The following is a 19677-nucleotide window of genomic DNA, read 5'->3' on the forward strand; positions in this document are numbered from 1 at the left end:
CCTCCTGTGGGATGTTGAATGGGCCGCCTCTCGACGGCCCGCACCCACTGTAGCGCGCTTCGCTTGCGCGCGGCTCAGGCCTGCTGCGCCTGTTCGATGGCCTCGCTGAGCTCCAGCCAGCGCGCCTCGACGGTCCCGTTCTCGGCTTCCACCACCTTCAGGCGCTTGCCCAGTTCGGCCAGCTTCGCCGGTTCGGGCGCGGCGAGCAGCTCGGCTTCCAGGCGCTCGCGCTCCTGGGCCAATGCGGCCATGCGCTGTTCCACCTGGGCCAGTTCCTTCTTGATCGGACGCAGCCGCTCGGTGAGGGCTTTCTGCCGCTGCGCGTCCGCGCGGCGGTCCTCCGCCGGCGCGGCCACGGGGGCCGGGGCGGGGGCCTCGGCGCGCGCGGCGGCGCGTTGCGCCTCGCGCGCCTGCCGGGCCATCTCGATGAGGTGGCGCTGGTAGTCGTCGAGGTCGCCGTCGAAAGGCTGCAGGGCACCGCGCGAGACCAGCCAGAACTCGTCGCACACGGCGCGCAGCAGGGCGCGGTCGTGGCTCACCAGCATGACCGTGCCCTCGAACTCGTTGAGCGCGATGGACAGGGCCTCGCGCGTGGCGAGATCGAGGTGGTTGGTGGGTTCGTCGAGCAGCAGCAGGTTGGGGCGCTGCCAGACGATCATGCACAGCACCAGCCGCGCCTTCTCGCCGCCGCTCATGCTGCCCACGGCCTGGAAGACCTGGTCGCCGGTGAACTGGAACATGCCGAGGAAGTTGCGCAGGTCCTGCTCGCGCGTGGGCTGGCCGCTCAGGCGGCCTTGCGCGCTGCACTCCTTCACCAGCCGCACCATGTGCTCCAGCGGGTTGTCGCGCGGGCTCAGCACGTCCAGTTCCTGCTGCGCGAAGTAGCCGATGTTGAGGCCCTTGCCTTCGGTCACCGTGCCCGCGAGGGGGGCGAGCGTGCGCGCGATGGTCTTGACCACCGTGGACTTGCCCTGGCCGTTGGCGCCCAGGATGCCAATGCGCTGGCCAGCCATCACCGAGCGCTGGATGCCGCGCACGATGGTGATCGGCTCGCCGCCATCGCCGGGGTAGCCCACGTCCACGCCGTCCAGCACCAGCATGGGGTTGGGCAGGCTGGCCGGCTCGCTGAACTCGAAGCTGAACTCGGCGTCGGCCAGCACCGGGGCGATGCGCTCCATGCGCTCCAGCGCCTTCACGCGGCTTTGGGCCTGCTTGGCCTTGCTGGCCTTGGCCTTGAAGCGGTCGATGAACTTCTGCAGGTGCGCGATCTTGTCCTGCTGGCGCGAGAACGCGGCCTGCTGCAGGGCCATCTGCTCGGCGCGCATGTCCTCGAAGCGGCTGTAGTTGCCGCCGTAGCGCTTGAGCTGGGCGTGCTCGATGTGCACGGTCACGTTGGTCACCGCGTCGAGGAACTCGCGGTCGTGGCTGATGACGAGCAGCGTGCCGGGGTAGCGCGCCAGCCAGGCCTCCAGCCAGACCAGGGCGTCCAGGTCCAGGTGGTTGGTGGGTTCGTCGAGCAGCAGCAGCTCGCTCGGGCACATGAGCGCGCGCGCCAGCTGCAGGCGCATGCGCCAGCCGCCAGAGAAGCTGTTGACCGGGCGATCGAGCTGGTTGGTCTGGAAGCCCAGGCCCAGGATGAGCGCCTGCGCGCGCGCGGTGGCGTCGTGCGCGCCGGCGTCGTTGAGCGCCATGTAGGCGTGGGCCATGCGCTCGCCGTCGCCGCTGGCCTCGGCCTCGGCCACCTCGCGCTCGGCCGCGAGCAGTGTGGTGTCGCCTTCGACCACGAAGCGCGTGGCGTCGAGTTCGGTCTCGGGCATGTCCTGCGCGACCTGGGCCAGGCGCCATTGCGCGGGCACGCTGAACTCGCCCTTGTCTTCGTGCAGGTTGCCGTCAAGCAGTCGGAACAGGCTGGACTTGCCGGCGCCGTTGCGGCCCACCAGGCCCACTTTTTCACCGGGGTTGATGGTGAGCGAGGCGCGGTCGAGCAGCACCTTGGTGCCGCGGCGCAGCACCACATCGCGGACGACGATCATGCGGCCTCCAGTGCGTCGCGGGTGAGCAGCAGCACCTGGTCGTCGCCCGCGCTGGTGCTCAGCCAGACCGGGTTGAGCGCGGGGAAGGCGGCTTCGAAGTGCGCGCGTTCGTGACCGATCTCCAGCACCAGCACGCCGTGCGGGCTCAGGCGCGCGGGCGCGTCGCGCAGCAGCGCGCGCACGAAGTCCATGCCGTCGGCGCCGCCGGCCAGCGCCAGCGCGGGCTCGGCGCGGAACTCGGGTGGCAGCTCGGCCATGCTGCGCGCGTTCACGTAGGGCGGGTTGCAGAGGATCAGGTCCCAGGGGCCGGGGCAGGCCGCGAGGCCGTCGCTCGCCACGAGCGCGATGCGGTCCGCCAGGCCGTGCCGGTCGACGTTGATGCGCGCGACCTGCAGCGCCTCGGGCGACAGGTCGGCGCCGGTCACGCGCACTTCGGGCCAGGCCAGGGCGGCCAGCACGGCCAGGCTGCCGTTGCCGGTGCACAGGTCCAGCACACGCACGGTGTCGTCGCTCAGCCAGGGGTCGATGCCACCGTCGGCGATGAGTTCGGCGATGAAGCTGCGCGGCACGATGGCGCGGCGGTCCACATAGAAGGGCACGCCCTGCAGCCAGGCCTCTTGCGTGAGGTAGGCGGCGGGCTCGCGCGTGGCGATGCGCCGCTCGATCAAGGCATCGACGGCGGCGGCCGCGTCGGCGTCCACGGTGTCGGCGGCGTGCGCGTCGAGGTCGGTGTCGAGCGGCAGGCCCAGGCGCCACAGCACGAGCCAGGCGGCCTCGTCGCGGACGTTGGTGGTGCCTTGGCCATAGGCCAGCGGGGCGCTGGCCAGGCGGGCTTCGGCCCGGGCCATCAGTTCTTGCAGGTTCACGGTGGGTATCAGGCGGTCTGCTGCGCCTGCGCGTGCAGGTGCTGCAGCGTGCGGCCGTAGATCGCGGTGAGGGGTTCGATGTCGGCGAGCTTCACGTGCTCGTTGACCTTGTGGATGGTGGCGTTGGGTGGGCCGAGCTCGATCACCTGCGGGCACACGGCCGCAATGAAGCGGCCGTCGCTGGTGCCGCCGGTGGTGGAGAGCTCGGTCTCGAGGCCGGTTTCCTCGCGGATGGCGGTGCGCACGGCGTCGACCAGCGTGCCCGGGGTGGTGAGGAAGGGCCGCCCGCCCAGGGTCCAGGCGAGCTCGTGTTCGCTGCCCGCGCGCAGGCCATGGCGCGCCAGAATGTCGACCACCTGCGCCTGCAGCGACTCGGGCGTGCGCTCGGTGCTGAAGCGGAAGTTGAAGTCGATCACCACCGTGCCGGGGATGACGTTGCTTGCGCCGGTGCCGCCATGGATGTTGCTGATCTGCCAGCTGGTGGGCGGGAAGAAGTCATTGCCGCGGTCCCATTCGGTGGCGGCCAGCTCGGCCAGCGCGGGCGCGGCCATGTGGATGGGGTTCTTCGCCAGGTGCGGGTAGGCGATGTGGCCCTGGATGCCCTTGACCGTGAGCTTGCCGCTGAGCGTGCCGCGCCGGCCGTTCTTGATCATGTCGCCGGTGCGCTGGACCGAGGTGGGCTCGCCCACGATGCACCAGTCCAGGCGCTCGCCACGCGCCTTCACGGCATTGCAGACCACCACCGTGCCGTCCAGCGCGGGGCCTTCCTCGTCGCTGGTGAGCAGGAAGGCGATGTCGATGGCGGGGTCGGGCCGCTCGGCGAGGAAGCGCTCGCAGGCCACGACCATGGCGGCGATCGAGGTCTTCATGTCGCTCGCGCCGCGGCCGTACAGCGCGCCGTCGCGGTGGCTGGGCACGAAGGGGTCGCTGGCCCAGGCCTCCAGCGGTCCGGTGGGCACCACGTCGGTGTGGCCGGCGAACACCAGCGTGGGCCGCTGGCCGCTGCCGCGCCGTGCCCAGAGGTTGCTGACACGGAAGTCGTCGGGGCCGCTGTCCAGGCGCTCGCACTGGAAGCCGATCGCGCGCAGGCGCGCCGCGATCAGCTCGAGGCAGCCCGCGTCGCGCGGGGTGACGGAGGGCAGGGCGATGAGCGCCTCGGCGAGGCGCAGGGTATCGGTCATCAGAATTTGACGTCGAGCGTGAACTCGGTGAAGGACGGCGCGTCGCTGGCTTCTTCTTCGGCCGCCTCGTAGCCACTGGCGCGGCTGTGTTCGAAATCGTTCTGCAGGCGCCAGAGCAGGTTGTTGGGGGAGTCGGCGTGGGCCAGGCCTTCCTCCCGCGTGACGAGGCCTTCGTGGATGAGGCGCGCCAGGTCCTGCTCGAAGGTCTGCGAGCCCTCGGCGAGCGACTTCTCCATCGCCTCGCGCACGCCCGAGAAGTCGGCCTTCTGGATCAGGTCGGCGATCAGCGCGGTGTTGAGCAGCACCTCCATGGCCGGCACGCGGGCGTTGCCCTGCTGGGTGCGCAGCAGGCGCTGCGAGACGATGGCGCGCAACGCGGCGGCCAGGTCGCCCAGCATGGTGGGGCGAACCTCCACGGGGTAGAAGCTCAGGATGCGGTTGAGCGCCTGGTAGCTGTTGTTGGCGTGCAGCGTGGCCAGCACCAGGTGGCCCGACTGCGCGTAGGCCAGCGCGGCCGACATGGTCTCGCGGTCGCGGATCTCGCCGATGAGGATGACGTCGGGCGCCTGGCGCAGCGCGTTCTTCAGCGCCACCTGCAGCGAGGCGGTGTCGGGCCCGATCTCGCGCTGGTTCACCACCGACTTGCGGTTGCGGTAGGTGTACTCGATCGGGTCTTCCACCGTGAGGATGTGGCCGCTGACGCGCTCGTTGCGGTGGTCGATCATGGCGGCGAGCGTGGTGCTCTTGCCCGCGCCGGTGGCGCCCACCATCAGGATCAGGCCGCGCTTTTCCATGACTAGGTCGGCCAGCACCGGCGCGACGTTGAGCGTGTCCAGCGCGGGAATGTCGCCCGGCACGAAGCGCACCACCACCGCGATGGAGCCGCGCTGGCGCAGGGCGCTGACGCGGAAGTTGCCCAGGCCGTCGAGCGGCACGCCCATGTTGAGCTCGCCGGTCTCCAGCAGCTCTTCCATGCGCGTGGCGGGGACGATCTCGGCCAGCAGGTTGCGCGGGGCCTCGGGCGGCAGCGCCTGGCTGTTGATGGGGATGACCTGGCCGTTGATCTTGATCATCGCCGGCGCGTGCGCCGTGAGGTACACGTCGGAGGCGCGTTTCTCGGCCATCAGGCGCAGGATGCGCTCCATCGTTCCGCTGCTCATGCCGTCTCCCTCGCTCGTGGTGGGGTGGGTCGAATTCAGTCGCGCAACAGGTCGTTCAGGCTGGTCTTGGCGCGGGTCTGCGCATCCACCGTCTTGACGATGACCGCCGCGTAGGTGGTGTAGGCCTTGCCGTCGGCGGTCTGCTTGGGCAGGCCGCCGCTGATGACCACGCTGCCGGCGGGCACGCGGCCGTACAGGATTTCGCCGGTGTCGCGCTTGAAGATGGGCGTGCTCTGGCCGATGTACACGCCCATGCCCAGCACCGAGTTCTCTTCGACGATGACGCCTTCCACGACTTCGGAGCGCGCGCCGATGAAGCAGTTGTCCTCGATGATGGTCGGGTTGGCCTGCAGGGGCTCGAGCACGCCGCCCAGGCCCACGCCGCCGGAGAGGTGCACGTTCTTGCCGACCTGGGCGCAGCTGCCCACGGTGGCCCAGGTGTCGACCATGGTGCCTTCGTCCACATAGGCGCCGATGTTCACGTAGCTGGGCATGAGGATCGCGCCCTTGGCGATGAAACTGCCGCGGCGGGCCACGGCCGGTGGCACCACGCGCACGCCGGTGGCCTTCATTTCGTCTTCGCTCAGGTGGGCGAACTTGGTCTGCACCTTGTCGAAGAAGCCCAGGTCGCCGGCGCGCATGATCTCGTTGTCCTTCAGGCGGAAGGACAGCAGCACGGCTTTCTTGATCCACTGGTTCACCGTCCACTGGCCCACGCCCTGGCGCGTGGCCACGCGCAGGCGGCCCTTGTTGAGTTCGGCGATCACGTGCTCGACCGCATCGCTCACCTCCTTTGGCGCGGCCGACGGCGAGAGCGTGGCGCGGTTGTCCCAGGCGGTGTCGATGATGGCTTGCAGTTGTTGGCTCATGGAAGTGCTGCGTTGAGGTTCAGGGTTTCAAGGAAAGCGGGGGGCCGGGGCCGGCGGCATCAGCCGCCGCGGCAAAAGGCGACGATGCGTTGCGCGGCCTCGAGGCATTCGTCGACGCCGGCCACCAGGGCCAGGCGCACCCGGCCGGCGCCGGGGTTGTCGCCTTGCACGGTGCGCGCGAGGTAGCTGCCGGGCAGGGCGGTCACATTGTATTGAGCGAGCAGCTCGCGGGCGAAGGCCTCGTCGGCGCCCAGGCCCGGGGTGTGCGAGGCGAAGCGCTGGGGCACCCCGGCCCACAGGTAGAAGGACGCGTCTGGCAGCGCCACGTCCAGCACCTCGGCCAGCAGCGGGGTGACCTGGGCGAACTTCTCGCGGTACAGGCGGCGGTTCTCCACCACATGCGCCTCGTCGTTCCAGGCGGCGATGCTGGCGGCCTGCACCACCGGGCTCATGGCGCCACCGTGGTAGGTGCGGTAGAGCAGGAAGGGCTTGATGAGCGCGGCGTCGCCCGCCACGAAGCCGCTGCGCAGCCCCGGCACGTTGCTGCGCTTGGACAGGCTGGTGAAGGCGATCAGGCGGCGGAAGTCGCTGCGGCCCAGCTGCGCGGCGGCCTGCAGGCCGCCCAGCGGCGCCTCGTCGCGGAAGTAGATCTCGCTGTAGCACTCGTCGGAGGCGATGACGAAGCCATGGCGGTCGCTGAGCTCGAACAGGCGGCGCCACTCGTCCAGCGGCATGACCGCGCCGGCCGGGTTGCCGGGCGAGCAGACGAAGATGAGCTGGGTGCGGGCCCAGACCTCATCGGGCACGCTGTCCCAGTCCACCGCGAAGTTGCGCTCGGCCACGCTGGGCACGTAGTGCGGCTGCGCGCCCGCGAGCAGGGTCGCGCCTTCGTAGATTTGGTAGAAGGGATTGGGGCAGAGCACCGTGGCGCCGGGCCGGGTGGGGTCGACCACCACCTGGGCGAAGGCGAACAGCGCCTCGCGCGAGCCGTTGACGGGCAGCAGCTGTGTGGCCGGGTCCAGCGCCACGCCATAGCGGCGCTGCACCCAGCCGGCGCAGGCCTCGCGCAGCGCCGGGGTGCCGGCGGTGGCGGGGTAGTTGGACAGGCCCTCGTCCAGCGCGTCGGCCAGGGCGCGCTTGAGGAAGTCGGGGGCGGCGTGCTTGGGTTCGCCGATGCCCAGGCTGATGGGGCGGTGGGCGGGCGAGGGCGTGATGCCCGCGAAGAGCTGGCGCAGCCGCTCGAAGGGGTAGGGCTGCAGCCGCTGGAGCAGGGGGTTCATGGCCGGGGATTATCGGGGGTGCGGGGCATACCCCCGGGCCGTCCCCGGCCCTCAGGCGCGCTGCGCGCGCAGGGTGCGCCCGCGCAGGTGCTGGTAGATCTGGTCCAGCGACAGCAGCACCGTGAGCATCACCGTGGTGGCGATCACCAGCAGCGGCAGGCGAAAGGCCGAGATGAAGCCCGCGCCCTGCGGGATGGCGGCGCGTTCGCTGGTGGTGCAGACGAACTCGGCGGCGGCCATGCCGGTGTAGTGCATGGCGCAGACGGCGATGCCCATCACCACCGAGGCCGCCAGGCGGCGCGCCAGGGTCTTGCTGTTGAAGGCCAGCCAGAGCGCGGCGGTGGCGGCCACCACGGCGATCAGCATGGACGTGGCCACCAGGGCCATGTCCCAGGAAATAAAGCCGTAGATCTTCAGGCCGAACATGCCCAGGTAGTGCATGACGACCACGCTCATGCCCAGCAGGAAACCGGCGCTCAGCAGCCGCGTGAAGCTCTCGGGCCGGCGCGCGGCGAAGGCCACCGAGCCGGCCGTGGCCAGGACCGCGGCCACCAGCGAGGTGATGGTTTCCAGCATGGAGTAGCTGCTGCCCACGTCCATTTGCAGGGCCAGCATGCCGATGAAGTGCATGGACCACACGCCCACGCCACCCAGGGCGATGCCCACGGTGAACACGCTGTTCCAGTCCAGGGCGCCGCGGCGGTCGCGCAGGCGCGTGGCGGCGCTCAGGGCCACGAAGGAGCCGATGACGGCGAAGGCGAACGACAGGGCGATGAGGCTGGGGTCCCAGGCGGTGTTGACGATGGTGTTCATGGGCGGGCGAAAAGTGATGACTTGGTTCTCAGAAAGGGTGCCAACGATTCTGTTGGCATGCTTCCAGTGAAACAAGCTGTTACCCGGATCTCCAGGCGGAGGGCGTTAAAACGTCCCGTTAAAAACCGCACCCCGCCGCCGTTCAGGGCCCCAATAGCCCCGCAGGTATCATCCCGCGATGGTCCGCCCGCCGGACCGCCGCCTCCCGCCAACGCCGCCTCACCCGGACCGCCGTGCGCCTCAATTCCATCAAGCTTTCCGGCTTCAAGTCCTTCGCCGAACCCACCAACTTCATGCTGCCCGGCCAACTCGTGGGCGTGGTGGGCCCCAACGGCTGCGGCAAGTCCAACATCATGGACGCGGTGCGCTGGGTGCTGGGCGAATCCAAGGCCTCCGAGCTGCGTGGCGAGTCCATGCAGGACGTGATCTTCAACGGCACCACCAGCCGCAAGCAGGCCAGCCGCGCCAGCGTGGAGCTGGTGTTCGACAACAGCGACCACCGCGCTGGCGGCCAATGGGGCCAGTTCACCGAGATCGCCGTCAAGCGCGTGCTGACGCGCGACGGCACCAGCAGCTACTACATCAACAACCAGCCCGTGCGCCGGCGCGACGTGCAGGACGTGTTCCTGGGCACGGGCCTGGGTCCGCGCGCCTACGCCATCATCGGCCAGGGCACCATCAGCCGCATCATCGAGAGCAAGCCCGAGGAGCTGCGCCTGTTCCTGGAGGAGGCCGCGGGTGTCTCCAAGTACAAGGAGCGCCGCCGCGAGACCGCGCACCGCCTGGCCGATACGCGCGAGAACCTGACGCGGGTGGAAGACATCCTGCGCGAACTCAACGCCAACCTCGACAAGCTGGAGAAGCAGGCCGAGGTGGCGGCCCAGTACCACGCGCTGAACGCCAGCGCCACGCTCAAGCAGCACCAGCTGTGGTTCCTCAAGCGCGCCGACGCCGAGGCCGAGCAGGCCCGCGTGCAGAAGGACGCCGCCCAGGCCGCGACCGACCTGGAGTCGCGCACCGCCGACCTGCGCCGCGTGGAAAGCGAGCTGGAGACCATTCGCCAGGCCCACTACGCGGCGGGCGACCAGGTGAACCAGGCGCAGGGCAAGCTCTACGAGGCCAGTGCCGAGGTCGGCAAGCTGGAGGCCGAGATCCGCTTCGTGGTGGAAGGCCGCCAGCGCGTGGAGCAGCGCCTGGCGCAGCTGAAGGAGCAGATCGCCTCCTGGTCCACGCGCAGCCAGGACGCCGCCGTGGAGCTGGAGCAACTGGCCGAGAACATCGTCGGTGCCGAAGAGCAGTCCGTGGTGCTGGCCGCCCAGGGCGAGGAGCAGGCCGGCGCGCTGCCCGCGCTGGACGACGCGCTGCGCGCCGCCCAGGCCCGTTCCGCCGAGCAGCGCACGGCGGTCAACCAGGTGCAGCAGCAGATCCAGGTGCTGGCGGCCGAGCAGCGCAGCATCGAAGAACAGACGCGCGGCTTGAGCCAGCGCCGCGAGCGCCTGGCCGCCGACAGGAACGCCCTGGCCGCGCCCGACGAGGCGCGCGTCAGCGCGGCCCAGCAGGCCATGGCCACGGCCCAGGCCCTGGCCGAGGAAACCGACGCCCGCCTGCACGAGCTGCAGGACAGCGTGCCCCAGCTCGACGACGCGCGCCGCCAGGCGCAGGCGGCGGTGAACGCCGAATCCGCGAAACAGGCCGACCTGAGCGCGCGCCTGGAGGCCCTGAAGGCCTTGCAGGAAAAGGTGCGCACCGACGGCAAGCTCAAGCCCTGGCTGAGCAAGCACGGGCTCGACGGCCTGCAGGGGCTGTGGAGCCGCATCCACGTGGAGGCGGGCTGGGAGAACGCCCTGGAGGCCGCCCTGCGCGAGCGCCTGGGCGCGCTGGAGGTGTCGCGCCTGGAGATGGTGCGCGCCTTCGCCAGCGACGCGCCGCCCACCCGGCTGGCCTTCTACCAGCCGCCGCCGGCCGGCGCCACGAACGAGGGCAACGGCGCGCTCAAGCCCCTGGCCAGCTGGCTGCGCCTGAACGACGCCGCCCAGCAGGCGCTGCTGGGCGACTGGCTGCGCGGCTGCTACAGCGCCGCCACGCTGGACGAGGCCCTGGCCCAGCGCGGCCAGTTGCAGCCCGGCGAGACCCTCTATGTCGCCAGCGGCCACGCCGTCAGCGCCCACAGCGTGAGCTTCTATGCGCCCGACAACGAGCAGGCCGGCCTGCTGGCGCGCGCGCAGGAGATCGAGAACCTGGACAAGCAGCTCAAGGCCCAGGCCCTGATCGCCGAGCAGGCGCGCTCGGCCCTGGTGCGCGCCGACGCCGCCTTCACCGACGCCTCGCAGCGCCTGGTGGTGGCGCGCCGCGAGGCCGCCGAGGCGCAGAGCCGCTCGCACGAGCTGCAGGTGGAGGCGATGCGCCTGACCCAGCAGGCCGAGCAGACGCGCGCGCGCAGCGAGCAGATCAACGCCGACCTCGCCGAGGTCGACGCCCAGCTCGAAGCCCTGCAGGAGCGCCGCGTGACCGCCGAGGCGCGCTTCGAGGAACTGGACATGCAACTGGCCGACAGCCAGGAGCGCCACGCCCAGCTCGACGACGCCGTGATCGAGGCCGAGCGCAAGCTCAGCCACGCGCGCGAGCAGCAGCGCGCGCTGGAGCGCCAGGCGCAGGAGGCCACCTTCTCGCTGCGCAGCCTGCAGGCGCGCCAGGCCGAGCTGCAGCGCTCCATCGACACCGCCGGCCAGCAGGAACAGTCGCTGGCCGACGAGCAGCGGCGCGCGCAGGACGAGCTCTCGCGCCTGACCGACGCCGCCGCGCAGGCCGGCCTGCAGTCCGCGCTGGCCGCCAAGACCGAGCGCGAACAGGCCCTGGCCGCGCTGCGCAGCCAGTACGACGACCTCACCATGAAGCTGCGCGCCAGCGACGAGCGCCGCCTGCAGTTGGAGCGCGAGCTGGAGCCGCTGCGCAGCCGCATCACCGACTTCCAGCTCAAGGAGCAGGCCGCGCGCCTGGGCGTGGAGCAGTACAGCCAGATGCTCGACGAGGCCGAGGCCGACCGCGCGGCCATCGCGCAAAGCATCACCGAAGGCAATGTGCGCCTGGCCGGCCTGCAGGGCGAAATCGACCGCCTGCACCGCGACATCCAGGCCCTGGGCGCGGTCAACCTGGCCGCGCTGGACGAACTCACCGCCGCGCGCGAGCGCAAGACCTTCCTGGACGCGCAGACCGCCGACCTGAACGAAGCCATCACCACGCTGGAAGACGCGATCAAGAAGATCGACAACGAAACGCGCGAACTGCTGGGCTCCACCTTCGAGACCGTCAACGCGCACTTCGGCCGCATGTTCCCCGAGCTGTTCGGCGGCGGCAACGCCAAACTCATGATGACCGGCGAGGAGATCCTGGACGCCGGCGTGCAAGTGATGGCCCAGCCGCCCGGCAAGAAGAACCAGACCATCCACCTGCTGTCCGGCGGCGAGAAAGCGCTCACCGCCATTGCCCTGGTGTTCGCCATCTTCCAGCTCAACCCCGCGCCGTTCTGCCTGCTCGACGAGGTGGACGCACCGCTGGACGACGCCAACACCGAGCGCTACGCCAAGCTGGTGAGCGCCATGGCCAAGGAGACGCAGTTCCTCTTCATCAGCCACAACAAGATCGCGATGGAGATGGCCCAGCAGCTCATCGGCGTGACCATGCAGGAGCAGGGTGTCTCGCGCATCGTGGCGGTGGACATGGAGTCGGCCGCCGGGATGATGGAAGCCACTTGAGGAGCCCCGTGCCATGAGCAGCCTGCAGATCGGACTGGTCATCGTCGGCGGCCTGGTGCTGGCGGCGGTGGTGGCCTACAACGCCTGGATCACGCGCCAGAGCGCGCCGCGCACGGCGCGCGAGCGCCTGGCGCCGGGCGAGGCGCTCGAACCCGCCGTGGGGCCCCCGGGCGACCCGCTGGCGGAGCGGCGCGAGCCGGGTTTCGGCGACGCCGTGCCGGACGGCGAGCGTGAGGCGGCGCCGGCCGAGGCGCCGCGCGAGGGCCTGGGCGGCGAGGCCGCCGGCACCGGCACCGGTGACGAGGGGCCGATCGAGCCCACCCTGGCCCCGCTGCCCGAGCGCCGCCCCGGCCCCGCGCTGGACGCGCTGATCGACGTCATCGCGCCGCTGGCGCTGGAGCACGAGGTGTCGGGCGAGGCCGTGCTGGCGGCGCTGCCCGCCACGCGGCGCGTGGGCAGCAAGCCCTTCGCGGTGGAAGGCCTCAATACGCAGAGTGGCGAATGGGAGGTGGCGCGGCCGCACCAGCGCTACCGGGCGCTGCAGGCCGGTGTGCAGCTGGCCAACCGCGCCGGCCCGCTCAACGACATCGAGTTCTCCGAGTTCGTGGTGAAGGCCCAGGCCTTCGCCGACGCCGTGGGCGCCAGCCCCGACTTCCCCGACATGCGGGCCGAGGTGGCGCGCGCGCGCGAGCTCGACGCCTTCGCCAGCGGCCACGACGCCCAGCTCGGCTTCACCCTGCGCGCGCGCCGCGCGGCCTGGAGCCCGGGCTATGTCTCGCAGCACGCGGGGCGCCTGGGCTTCGTGGCGGGCACGCTGCCCGGTCGCATGGTGCTGCCGGCCAGCCAGCCGGGCCAGCCGCCGCTGCTGGCCCTGGCCTACGACTCCCAGGCCGCCATGGCCGACGACCCCGAGCAGAGTGCGCTGCGCGAGATCACGCTCTCGCTGGAGGTCACGCATGTGGCGCGGGGCGAGTTGCCCTTCGCGCGCCTGCGCCAGGCCGCCCAGGCCCTGGCCGAGGCCATGGACGGCGTGGTCACCGACGACACCGGCGCGCCGCTGCCGGCCGAGGCCATGGACCAGATCGGCTCGGACCTGGAAGGCCTGTACGACGCGCTCGACGAACGCGACCTTGCCGCCGGCTCGCCGCAGGCGCGCCGCTTGTTCTCATAGTCCCCATGACCGCCGATATGTTTGCCGAGTCGACGCCCCCCGCGTCGGCCGCCGAGCGGGCCGCCGAGCTGCGCGCGCTGCTGCACCACCACGCCCACCTCTACTACACGCTGGACGCGCCCAAGATCCCCGACGCCGAGTACGACCGCCTGTTTCAGGAGCTGCAGGCGATCGAGGCGCGGCACCCCGAACTGCTGACGCCCGACTCGCCCACGCAGCGGGTGGGCGGTGCCGTGCTGAAGGAACTGGCGCCCGTGCGCCACGCGGTGCCCATGCTCAGCATCCGCACCGAGACCGACACCGAGGCCAGCGGCGCCGCCGCCTTCGACGCGCGCGTGCGCCGCGAGCTGGGCCTGGCCGAGTCCGATCCGCCCGTGGAGTACCTGGCCGAACTCAAGTTCGACGGTCTGGCCATGAGCCTTCGCTACGAGCGCGGCGTGCTGGTGCGCGCCGCCACGCGCGGCGACGGCGAGACCGGCGAGGACGTGACGCACAACGTGCGCACCATCAAGCAGATTCCCTTGAAGCTCCCCGACGGCGTGCCCGAGGTGCTGGAGGTGCGCGGCGAGGTCTACATGCGCCGCGACCAGTTCGAGGCCCTGAACGAGCGCCAGCGCGAGAAGATCGCCCAGGGTGCCAAGGGCGAAAAAACCTTCGTGAACCCGCGCAACGCCGCCGCCGGCGCCGTGCGCCAGCTCGACTCGCGCATCGCGCGCGAGCGGCCCCTGAGCTTCTTCGCCTATTCCTGGGGCGAGGTACTCGGCGATCGGCACCCGCCCGCCAGCCAGTACGACTGGCTCATGCGCCTGAAGGCCTGGGGCTTCCCCGTGGCCGAGCAGACGGCCGTGTGCCGCGGCGCCGACGAGCTGGTGGCTTTCCACCGGCGCATCGGCGAGCAGCGCGACGCGCTGCCCTACGACATCGACGGCGTGGTCTACAAGGTCAACAGCCTGGAGACGCAGAAGCGCCTGGGCTTCGTGACCCGCGAGCCGCGCTGGGCCGTGGCGCACAAGTACCCGGCGCAGGAGCAGCTCACCACGGTGCAGGCCATCGACGTGCAGGTGGGCCGCACCGGCAAGCTCACGCCCGTGGCCAAGCTCGCGCCGGTGTTCGTGGGCGGCGTCACCGTCACCAACGCCACCCTGCACAACGAAATGGAGGCGCGTCGCAAGGACGTGCGCGTGGGCGACACGGTCATCGTGCGCCGCGCGGGCGACGTGATCCCCGAGGTGGTGTCGGTGCTGCTGGACAAGCGCGAGGGCGACCCGCCGGTGTTCACCATGCCCAGCCACTGCCCCGTCTGCGGCAGCCTGGCCGTGCGCGAGGAGGGCGAGGCCGACCACCGCTGCACCGGCGGCCTGTTCTGCGCCGCCCAGCGCAAGCAGGCCATCCTGCACTACGCGCAGCGCCGCGCGGTCGACATCGAGGGCCTGGGCGACAAGCTGGTCGAGCAACTGGTGGACAGCGGGCTCATCAAGACCCTGCCGGACCTGTACAAACTCGGCCTCGCCGCGCTCGCGGGCCTCGAGCGCATGGCCGAAAAGTCGGCGCAGAACGTGCTGGACGCCTTGAACAAGCGCCGCGAGACCACGCTGCCGCGCCTGCTGTTCGGCCTGGGCATCCGCCACGTGGGCGAGGCCACGGCCAAGGACCTCGCGCGCCACTTCGGCGGGCTGGACCGCATCATGGACGCCAGCGTGGACGAGCTGCTGCAGGTCAACGACGTGGGCCCGGTGGTGGCGCAGAGCATCCGCACCTTCTTCGAGCAGCCGCACAACCGCGAGGTGGTGGAACAGCTGCGCGCGGCCGGCGTGCACTGGCCCGAGAACGAGGGCGAGCACAACACCCCGCAGCCCCTGCTGGGCAAGACCTTCGTGCTCACGGGCAGCTTTCCCACGCTCAAGCGCGAGGACGCCAAGGCCATGCTCGAGGCGGCCGGCGCCAAGGTGGCCGGCTCGGTGAGCAAGAAGACCGACTATGTGGTGGCGGGCGAAGAAGCCGGCAGCAAGCTGGACAAGGCCCGCGAGCTGGGCGTGGCGGTGATCGACGAGGCGGCGATGCTGGCACTGCTGGCCACGCCGGCGCAGGAGCCGCCTACGGCTTGAACCGGTAGTGGTCCCGGTTGAGCACCGCCGCGATGGCCGTGACCTCTTCGGGAAACAGCTGCAGGTTCAGCCGCGTGCTGCAGTTCTCCACCATGCCGCGCAACAGGGCGGCGTTGTTGATGCGGCCCTGGGGGCGGTAGATGGCGCTGCCGTCGCCGCCCACCTGCTTCATATGGCATTGGGCGCATTGGTTGTCGGCCAGGAGTTTTTCGCCCAGCGCGAGGTCGGCGTCTTTGAAGATGGCGGCGCCCTGGGCATGGGCGAGCGCCGGCAGCGCGAGGGCAAGGGCAGGGAGCAGGGACTTCATGGCGTCGTTCCGTGGGGTCGATCGGCGGACCTTCGCCCATGGCGCCGCCCGCGTCAAGCCGCGGCGGTCCTCGGCGCTTCAGGGGCCCGCCAGGCGCCAGCTCAGCGTGAGGCCGGCGCGCCAGCGCTTGCGGGTGTTGTCCAGCGGTGTGTCGCCCGTGGGCTTGGACGCGCTGATGTCCACGCTGTAGCGCTGGTGGTCGCTCAGGCGCAGGCCCAGGCTCACCGAACGCAGCGTCTGCGGCAGGGGCGTGCCCTGGTCGGCATAGACGCGCGCGGCCTCCCACAGCAGGTAGGGCTGCCATTGCCGCAGCCAGGCGCCGTCCATGGTGAAGGCCTTGTTGAGCTCCAGGCCCAGGCCCCAGCCCGAATCGCCCACCGCTTCGCCGCTGGCGTAGCCGCGCCCGAAGCGGCCACCGCCGAACGAGGTTTTTTCGCTGCTGGGCAGCGGGTCCGCGCTGGCTTGCAGCGCCAGGGACACCACCGTGCCGAAGCCATTGGCGAAGCGGTTGGCCTGCGAGGCCTCGGCCTGCAGCCGCGTGAAGCCCAGCTCGACCGGGCTGGGGCCCGACAGGCCGGGCAGGTTGCTGAGCAGGCCGGCGCGCGCGCCCAGGCCCTTGAGGCCGTGCGACAGCGTGAGGCTGGCCTGGCGGCTGCGCTCGGGCAGCTGGCTCGCATAGGCCATCTGCCCTTGCAGCACGCGCACGCGCGAATCGTCGGTGAGGTAGGCCCCATTGGCGGGGTTGCTCGTGGTGTCCTGCGTGTCCACGCCGTACAGGCCGAGGCCGATCGTGAGGCTGGCACTGCGCGACAGCCGCAGCGGGTAGCTCGCGCCGATCTCGGCGCGCCGCACGCGGGTCTCGCGCGGCAAGGGCCCTTCGATGCCGAGCTGTTCGTTCGGGTCGCCGCGGTAGCGCGACAGCGTGCCCTTGAGGGACCAGCCCTGGCCGCCGACGAACTGCAGGTAGTGCAGGGCGTTGTAGTGGTCGTGGCGGGCCGATGACACCAGCGTGGACGCACCGATCTGGCTGCCCGGGGCCAGCAGGTCGTTCACCGAGCCCGTGAGCACCGCGCGCGGGTGCGGTTGGCGCGCCTCCAGGCCCACGGCCAGGTCGTAGGGCTTGCGCCGCACCTTGAGCGTGAGCGTGCTCGCGCCGTCGGTGCTGGTGGGCAGGCGCACCTCGGCTTGCAGCGTGATGCCGGGCAGGCGGCCCAGCAGCTCGGTGACGCGCTCGAAGGTCTCGCGGCGCAGGGGCTTGTCGGCGCGCAGCCGCTCGGCGATCTCGCGCAGCTTGGGCTCGGCGCGGCCCGCGTCGCCTTCGAGGCGCACGTCCTGCACGTGGCCTTCCACCGCCACCACGCGCACCACGCCGTCGCGGAAGTCCTGCGCCGGCACGAAAAAGAACGACAGCGCGTAGCCGCGCCGCTGATAAATGGCCGTGGCGCGTTGGCTGGTTTCGATCAGTTGCGCCACGGTGATGGGCTGCCCGGCCAGCGGCGCGAACAGCGCGGCCACCTCGTCGAAGGGCAGGGACCGGACGCCTTCGATGCTGAAGCGGCGCGGCGTCAGTCCGCGGTTCAGGATGTCGGCGCCCGGCGGGGCCGGGGGCTTGACGTCGATCCGCACCTCCGCGTCCGGCGGCGTGGGCCGTTGCGGGCGCGGCAAGCTGTCGAGGGGGTTGCCCAGGGGCGCGGCGCTCTGCGCGCCCGCGCCCGTGGCGGCCCACCCCGTCAGCCAGGCCAGCAGAAGCCGTCGGGCGTGTGGCCGGGGCATGCGGCGTCTGCCTCAGCGACCGAGCAGGCCACCCACGGTGTTGAGCACAGGCGCCAGCGCACCGCCGGTGCCTCCCGTGCTGCCCGTGAGGCTGCCCACGGTGTTGGTCACCGGCGCCAGCACACCACCGGTTCCGCCTGTGAGGGTGGTCACCGTGTTCGTCACCGGTGCCAGCACGCCACCTGTGCCGCTGGTGCCGCCCAGGGCCGTGCCCAGGCCGCTCACCAGATCGCCGGTGGGGGTGACCACCTGGCCCAGGCTGTTCGTCAGGGGCTGCGAGCCGTCGCCCTGCAAACCGGTGCCGAGTGACTGCGTCGCATCGCCCACGTCCACCACCAGGTTGCCAATGGGCGTGTCGAGGTCGGTGCTGTCGTTCACGCGGCCCGCCAGGCCGCTGGCGGCGGCGGTGATGGGCACGATGAGTGTGCTGACGCCACTGCCCACCCGCTCGACCGGGTTGTCGCCGGGCGCCGAAGGATCGTCCACCGCCTGGCCCACGTGGCCCGCGGTGCGCGTGGTGTTGCCGAGGATGCTGTTTCCCTCCGGCGACAAGGGCAGTTGCGCGTTCCGTTCGCTCAGCACGCGGGTGGCCGGGTTGAGCACGCCATCGCCCAGTGCCGCGCCCAGACCCGTGCCCTGGCCCACGGCCTGGGTGGCGCTCACGGCGGTGTTCGCCGCGCCTTCCAGCGCGGGGGTGGTGCGCTCCAGCAACTGACCTGCTGAGCCACGGGTCGTCTGCGTTTCTATGCCCTGGCCCGCGCGGCGCACCAACTGGCCCGCCCGGTCCACCCGCTGGCTCGCGGGGTCGCTCAGGGGACTCAGGGCGGCGGTGGCTGGGTTCTGGCCCAGGCCGCGCACCGCGTCGCCCGCGCTGGACACCGCTTGGCCCGTCTGGCCCACGGCACCGCCGACGCCCGCGGCCGTGATGCCGAGCGGGTTGTCCACGGTGCCCAGCTGGCCGAGGCCATTGGACAGGGCGCCGCCCAGCGCGCCCACCGCGCCACCGGTGTGGGCGACAACGCCATCGACGCCTTGGGCGGAGGCATTGCCGACCACGGGCGCCAGCGCGCCGGACAGCGGGCCGCCCAGGCCCGAGACGGCCCGCCCGGCGTCGGTTATGGTGTTGCCTTGCTCGCGGACCACCCCGGCCAATGGCGAGGTGGCGCTGGCCGGGGTGTCCGACCCGCCGCCCGAGCCCCCGCCGCCGGAGGCCACGCCGCCGGAGGCCACGCCGCCGCCACTGCCCGCCGAATTGAGCGAGCCGGTGCCCGAACAGCCCCCCAAGGCCAGCAATGCGACGGTCAATGCGGTCAGCCCGGCGCGGGATGGGAAACGTGAACCTTGTTGAGTCCTGCTCATGGAATCCTCCTGGAGAAGAAATGGAACGCTTGCACATGGCTCGGGCCAAAACCCGGGGAGTCCCAAGGCTTCATCGGTGGCCCTTGCGGCTCAATTAATTGCTGGCGTCTCGCGGAATTCAATGCACCCCGGTCAGACCGGTCTTTCGCTATCGCCGACTCCCGGGGTGCAGTCTAGCCGGGCCCCGGCCCAGAAGGACGGGGGCCGTTGGAGGGGGATTTTTCTCCAATTGATGATGAAATATGGGCTGTCGAAACCTTTCGGTGCAGGGGAAACTGGATTCCTTGTTGAGAATGAAATCCTTCCGTCCTGAAATTCCAATGGATGGCTTGGATTTAAATAATTGGCATGCTGCCGGTCATTGATTCGGATAGGCCGACGAATTGCGCAATTCCACACACCCGGCGGGCCTCGGCCCAATGGCCTCGTTGCTTGTTCACCATCGCCATGAGCATTCACCCTATTCTGAAAATGGGCGATCCGCGCCTGCTGCGCCACGCCCAGCCCGTCACCGCCTTCGACACGCCCGAACTGCACCGGTTGGTGGCCGACCTGAAGGACACCATGGCCGCCGCCAACGGCGCGGGCCTGGCGGCGCCGCAGATCGGCGTCGATCTGCAGGTCGTCATCTTCGGCAGCGGCGCGCCCAACCCTCGCTACCCGGACGCGCCGGTGGTCCCGCGCACCACGCTGGTCAATCCGGTCATCACGCCCCTGGGCGACGAGCAGGAAGAGGGCTGGGAAGGCTGCCTGTCGGTGCCCGGGCTGCGCGGCGTGGTGCCGCGCTGGCGGCGCATCCGCTACCAGGGCTTCGACGAATTCGGGCAGGCGATCGTGCGCGAGGCCGAGGGCTTTCATGCGCGCGTGGTGCAGCACGAATGCGACCACCTCTGGGGCATGCTGTACCCCATGCGGGTGCGCGACTTCCGCCGCTTCGGCTTCACCGAGGTGCTGTTCCCGGGGCTGGACGCCAGCGACGACGACTGAGGGTGGCCTGGGCGCGCGCAG

At 71.0% G+C, this 19677-nt stretch carries 14 protein-coding genes; 4 read left to right on the top strand and 10 right to left on the bottom strand.

Annotated features, from left to right (window positions below):
- Window positions 1–74: 74 nt before the first annotated feature.
- From SOM08_RS14115 to SOM08_RS14145, 7 genes are read right to left on the bottom strand one after another with little or no spacing between them, the layout of a single operon-like run.
- Window positions 75–2033: an ABC-F family ATP-binding cassette domain-containing protein gene (locus SOM08_RS14115; protein ID WP_116957238.1), complete on the bottom strand. Its 1959-nt coding sequence runs from the start codon at window positions 2031–2033 to the stop codon at window positions 75–77.
- Entirely contained in the window at window positions 2030–2899 is an 870-nt protein-coding gene (gene prmB, locus SOM08_RS14120; RefSeq protein ID WP_116957239.1) for a 50S ribosomal protein L3 N(5)-glutamine methyltransferase, read from the bottom strand. The genes SOM08_RS14115 and prmB overlap by 4 nt, the downstream gene beginning before the upstream one ends.
- Before the next feature lie 8 nt (window positions 2900–2907).
- Window positions 2908–4080 carry a succinyl-diaminopimelate desuccinylase gene (gene dapE / locus SOM08_RS14125; RefSeq protein ID WP_116957240.1) on the bottom strand — a complete coding sequence of 391 codons (1173 nt, stop codon included), beginning with the start codon at window positions 4078–4080 and terminating at the stop codon, window positions 2908–2910.
- Complete coding sequence (locus SOM08_RS14130) at window positions 4080–5240, bottom strand: PilT/PilU family type 4a pilus ATPase (RefSeq protein WP_322469144.1); 1161 nt, start codon at window positions 5238–5240, stop codon at window positions 4080–4082. The genes dapE and SOM08_RS14130 overlap by 1 nt, the downstream gene beginning before the upstream one ends.
- A 35-nt stretch (window positions 5241–5275) precedes the next feature.
- Window positions 5276–6109, bottom strand: coding sequence for a 2,3,4,5-tetrahydropyridine-2,6-dicarboxylate N-succinyltransferase (gene dapD, locus SOM08_RS14135; protein ID WP_116957242.1), 834 nt, complete (start codon window positions 6107–6109; stop codon window positions 5276–5278).
- A gap of 59 nt (window positions 6110–6168) precedes the next feature.
- Window positions 6169–7389 (bottom strand): succinyldiaminopimelate transaminase, encoded by a 1221-nt coding sequence (dapC, locus tag SOM08_RS14140; protein WP_322469145.1) that lies wholly within the window; start codon window positions 7387–7389, stop codon window positions 6169–6171.
- A 51-nt stretch (window positions 7390–7440) separates the two neighbouring features.
- Entirely contained in the window at window positions 7441–8202 is a 762-nt protein-coding gene (locus SOM08_RS14145) for an MHYT domain-containing protein (protein ID WP_116957244.1), read from the bottom strand.
- 233 nt (window positions 8203–8435) lie between these two features.
- Between SOM08_RS14145 and smc the strand changes: the two genes are divergently transcribed.
- From smc to ligA, 3 genes are read left to right on the top strand one after another with little or no spacing between them, the layout of a single operon-like run.
- The gene (gene smc / locus SOM08_RS14150; protein ID WP_322469146.1) at window positions 8436–11954 is read left to right on the top strand and encodes a chromosome segregation protein SMC; all 3519 of its coding nucleotides are present in this window, start codon (window positions 8436–8438) and stop codon (window positions 11952–11954) included.
- A gap of 13 nt (window positions 11955–11967) precedes the next feature.
- Entirely contained in the window at window positions 11968–13125 is a 1158-nt protein-coding gene (locus tag SOM08_RS14155; RefSeq protein ID WP_322469147.1) for a cell division protein ZipA C-terminal FtsZ-binding domain-containing protein, read from the top strand.
- 5 nt (window positions 13126–13130) lie between these two features.
- Window positions 13131–15230 carry an NAD-dependent DNA ligase LigA gene (ligA, locus tag SOM08_RS14160; protein ID WP_322469148.1) on the top strand — a complete coding sequence of 700 codons (2100 nt, stop codon included), beginning with the start codon at window positions 13131–13133 and terminating at the stop codon, window positions 15228–15230.
- On the opposite strand, the gene SOM08_RS14165 is transcribed toward ligA, so the two are convergent.
- From SOM08_RS14165 to SOM08_RS14175, 3 genes are all read right to left on the bottom strand, one after another.
- Window positions 15220–15537, bottom strand: a complete 318-nt coding sequence (locus SOM08_RS14165) for a hypothetical protein (protein ID WP_116957248.1) — start codon at window positions 15535–15537, stop codon at window positions 15220–15222. The two genes, ligA and SOM08_RS14165, sit on opposite strands and share 11 nt — an antisense overlap.
- A 78-nt stretch (window positions 15538–15615) precedes the next feature.
- On the bottom strand, window positions 15616–17310 hold the full coding sequence (locus tag SOM08_RS14170; RefSeq protein ID WP_322469149.1) for a ShlB/FhaC/HecB family hemolysin secretion/activation protein: 1695 nt from the start codon (window positions 17308–17310) through the stop codon (window positions 15616–15618).
- A gap of 12 nt (window positions 17311–17322) precedes the next feature.
- Window positions 17323–18615 carry a collagen-like triple helix repeat-containing protein gene (locus SOM08_RS14175; protein WP_322469150.1) on the bottom strand — a complete coding sequence of 431 codons (1293 nt, stop codon included), beginning with the start codon at window positions 18613–18615 and terminating at the stop codon, window positions 17323–17325.
- Window positions 18616–19116: 501 nt separating this feature from the next.
- Between SOM08_RS14175 and def the strand changes: the two genes are divergently transcribed.
- Window positions 19117–19656: a peptide deformylase gene (def, locus tag SOM08_RS14180; protein WP_116957536.1), complete on the top strand. Its 540-nt coding sequence runs from the start codon at window positions 19117–19119 to the stop codon at window positions 19654–19656.
- Window positions 19657–19677: the final 21 nt, after the last annotated feature.

The sequence above is a fragment of the Hydrogenophaga sp. SNF1 genome (assembly GCF_034421675.1).
Taxonomy (GTDB): Bacteria; Pseudomonadota; Gammaproteobacteria; order Burkholderiales; family Burkholderiaceae_C; genus Hydrogenophaga; species Hydrogenophaga borbori.

Excerpts from the sequence above, each read along its gene's own strand:
- SOM08_RS14145 (WP_116957244.1), bottom strand. The coding sequence starts at position 8,202 with ATGAACACCATCGTCAACACCGCCTGGGACCCCAGCCTCATCGCCCTG.
- dapD (WP_116957242.1), bottom strand. The coding sequence starts at position 6,109 with ATGAGCCAACAACTGCAAGCCATCATCGACACCGCCTGGGACAACCGC.
- SOM08_RS14115 (WP_116957238.1), bottom strand. The coding sequence starts at position 2,033 with ATGATCGTCGTCCGCGATGTGGTGCTGCGCCGCGGCACCAAGGTGCTG.
- dapE (WP_116957240.1), bottom strand. The coding sequence starts at position 4,080 with ATGACCGATACCCTGCGCCTCGCCGAGGCGCTCATCGCCCTGCCCTCC.
- def (WP_116957536.1), top strand. The coding sequence starts at position 19,117 with ATGAGCATTCACCCTATTCTGAAAATGGGCGATCCGCGCCTGCTGCGC.
- SOM08_RS14170 (WP_322469149.1), bottom strand. The coding sequence starts at position 17,310 with ATGCCCCGGCCACACGCCCGACGGCTTCTGCTGGCCTGGCTGACGGGG.
- SOM08_RS14155 (WP_322469147.1), top strand. The coding sequence starts at position 11,968 with ATGAGCAGCCTGCAGATCGGACTGGTCATCGTCGGCGGCCTGGTGCTG.
- ligA (WP_322469148.1), top strand. The coding sequence starts at position 13,131 with ATGACCGCCGATATGTTTGCCGAGTCGACGCCCCCCGCGTCGGCCGCC.
- SOM08_RS14165 (WP_116957248.1), bottom strand. The coding sequence starts at position 15,537 with ATGAAGTCCCTGCTCCCTGCCCTTGCCCTCGCGCTGCCGGCGCTCGCC.
- SOM08_RS14130 (WP_322469144.1), bottom strand. The coding sequence starts at position 5,240 with ATGAGCAGCGGAACGATGGAGCGCATCCTGCGCCTGATGGCCGAGAAA.
- dapC (WP_322469145.1), bottom strand. The coding sequence starts at position 7,389 with ATGAACCCCCTGCTCCAGCGGCTGCAGCCCTACCCCTTCGAGCGGCTG.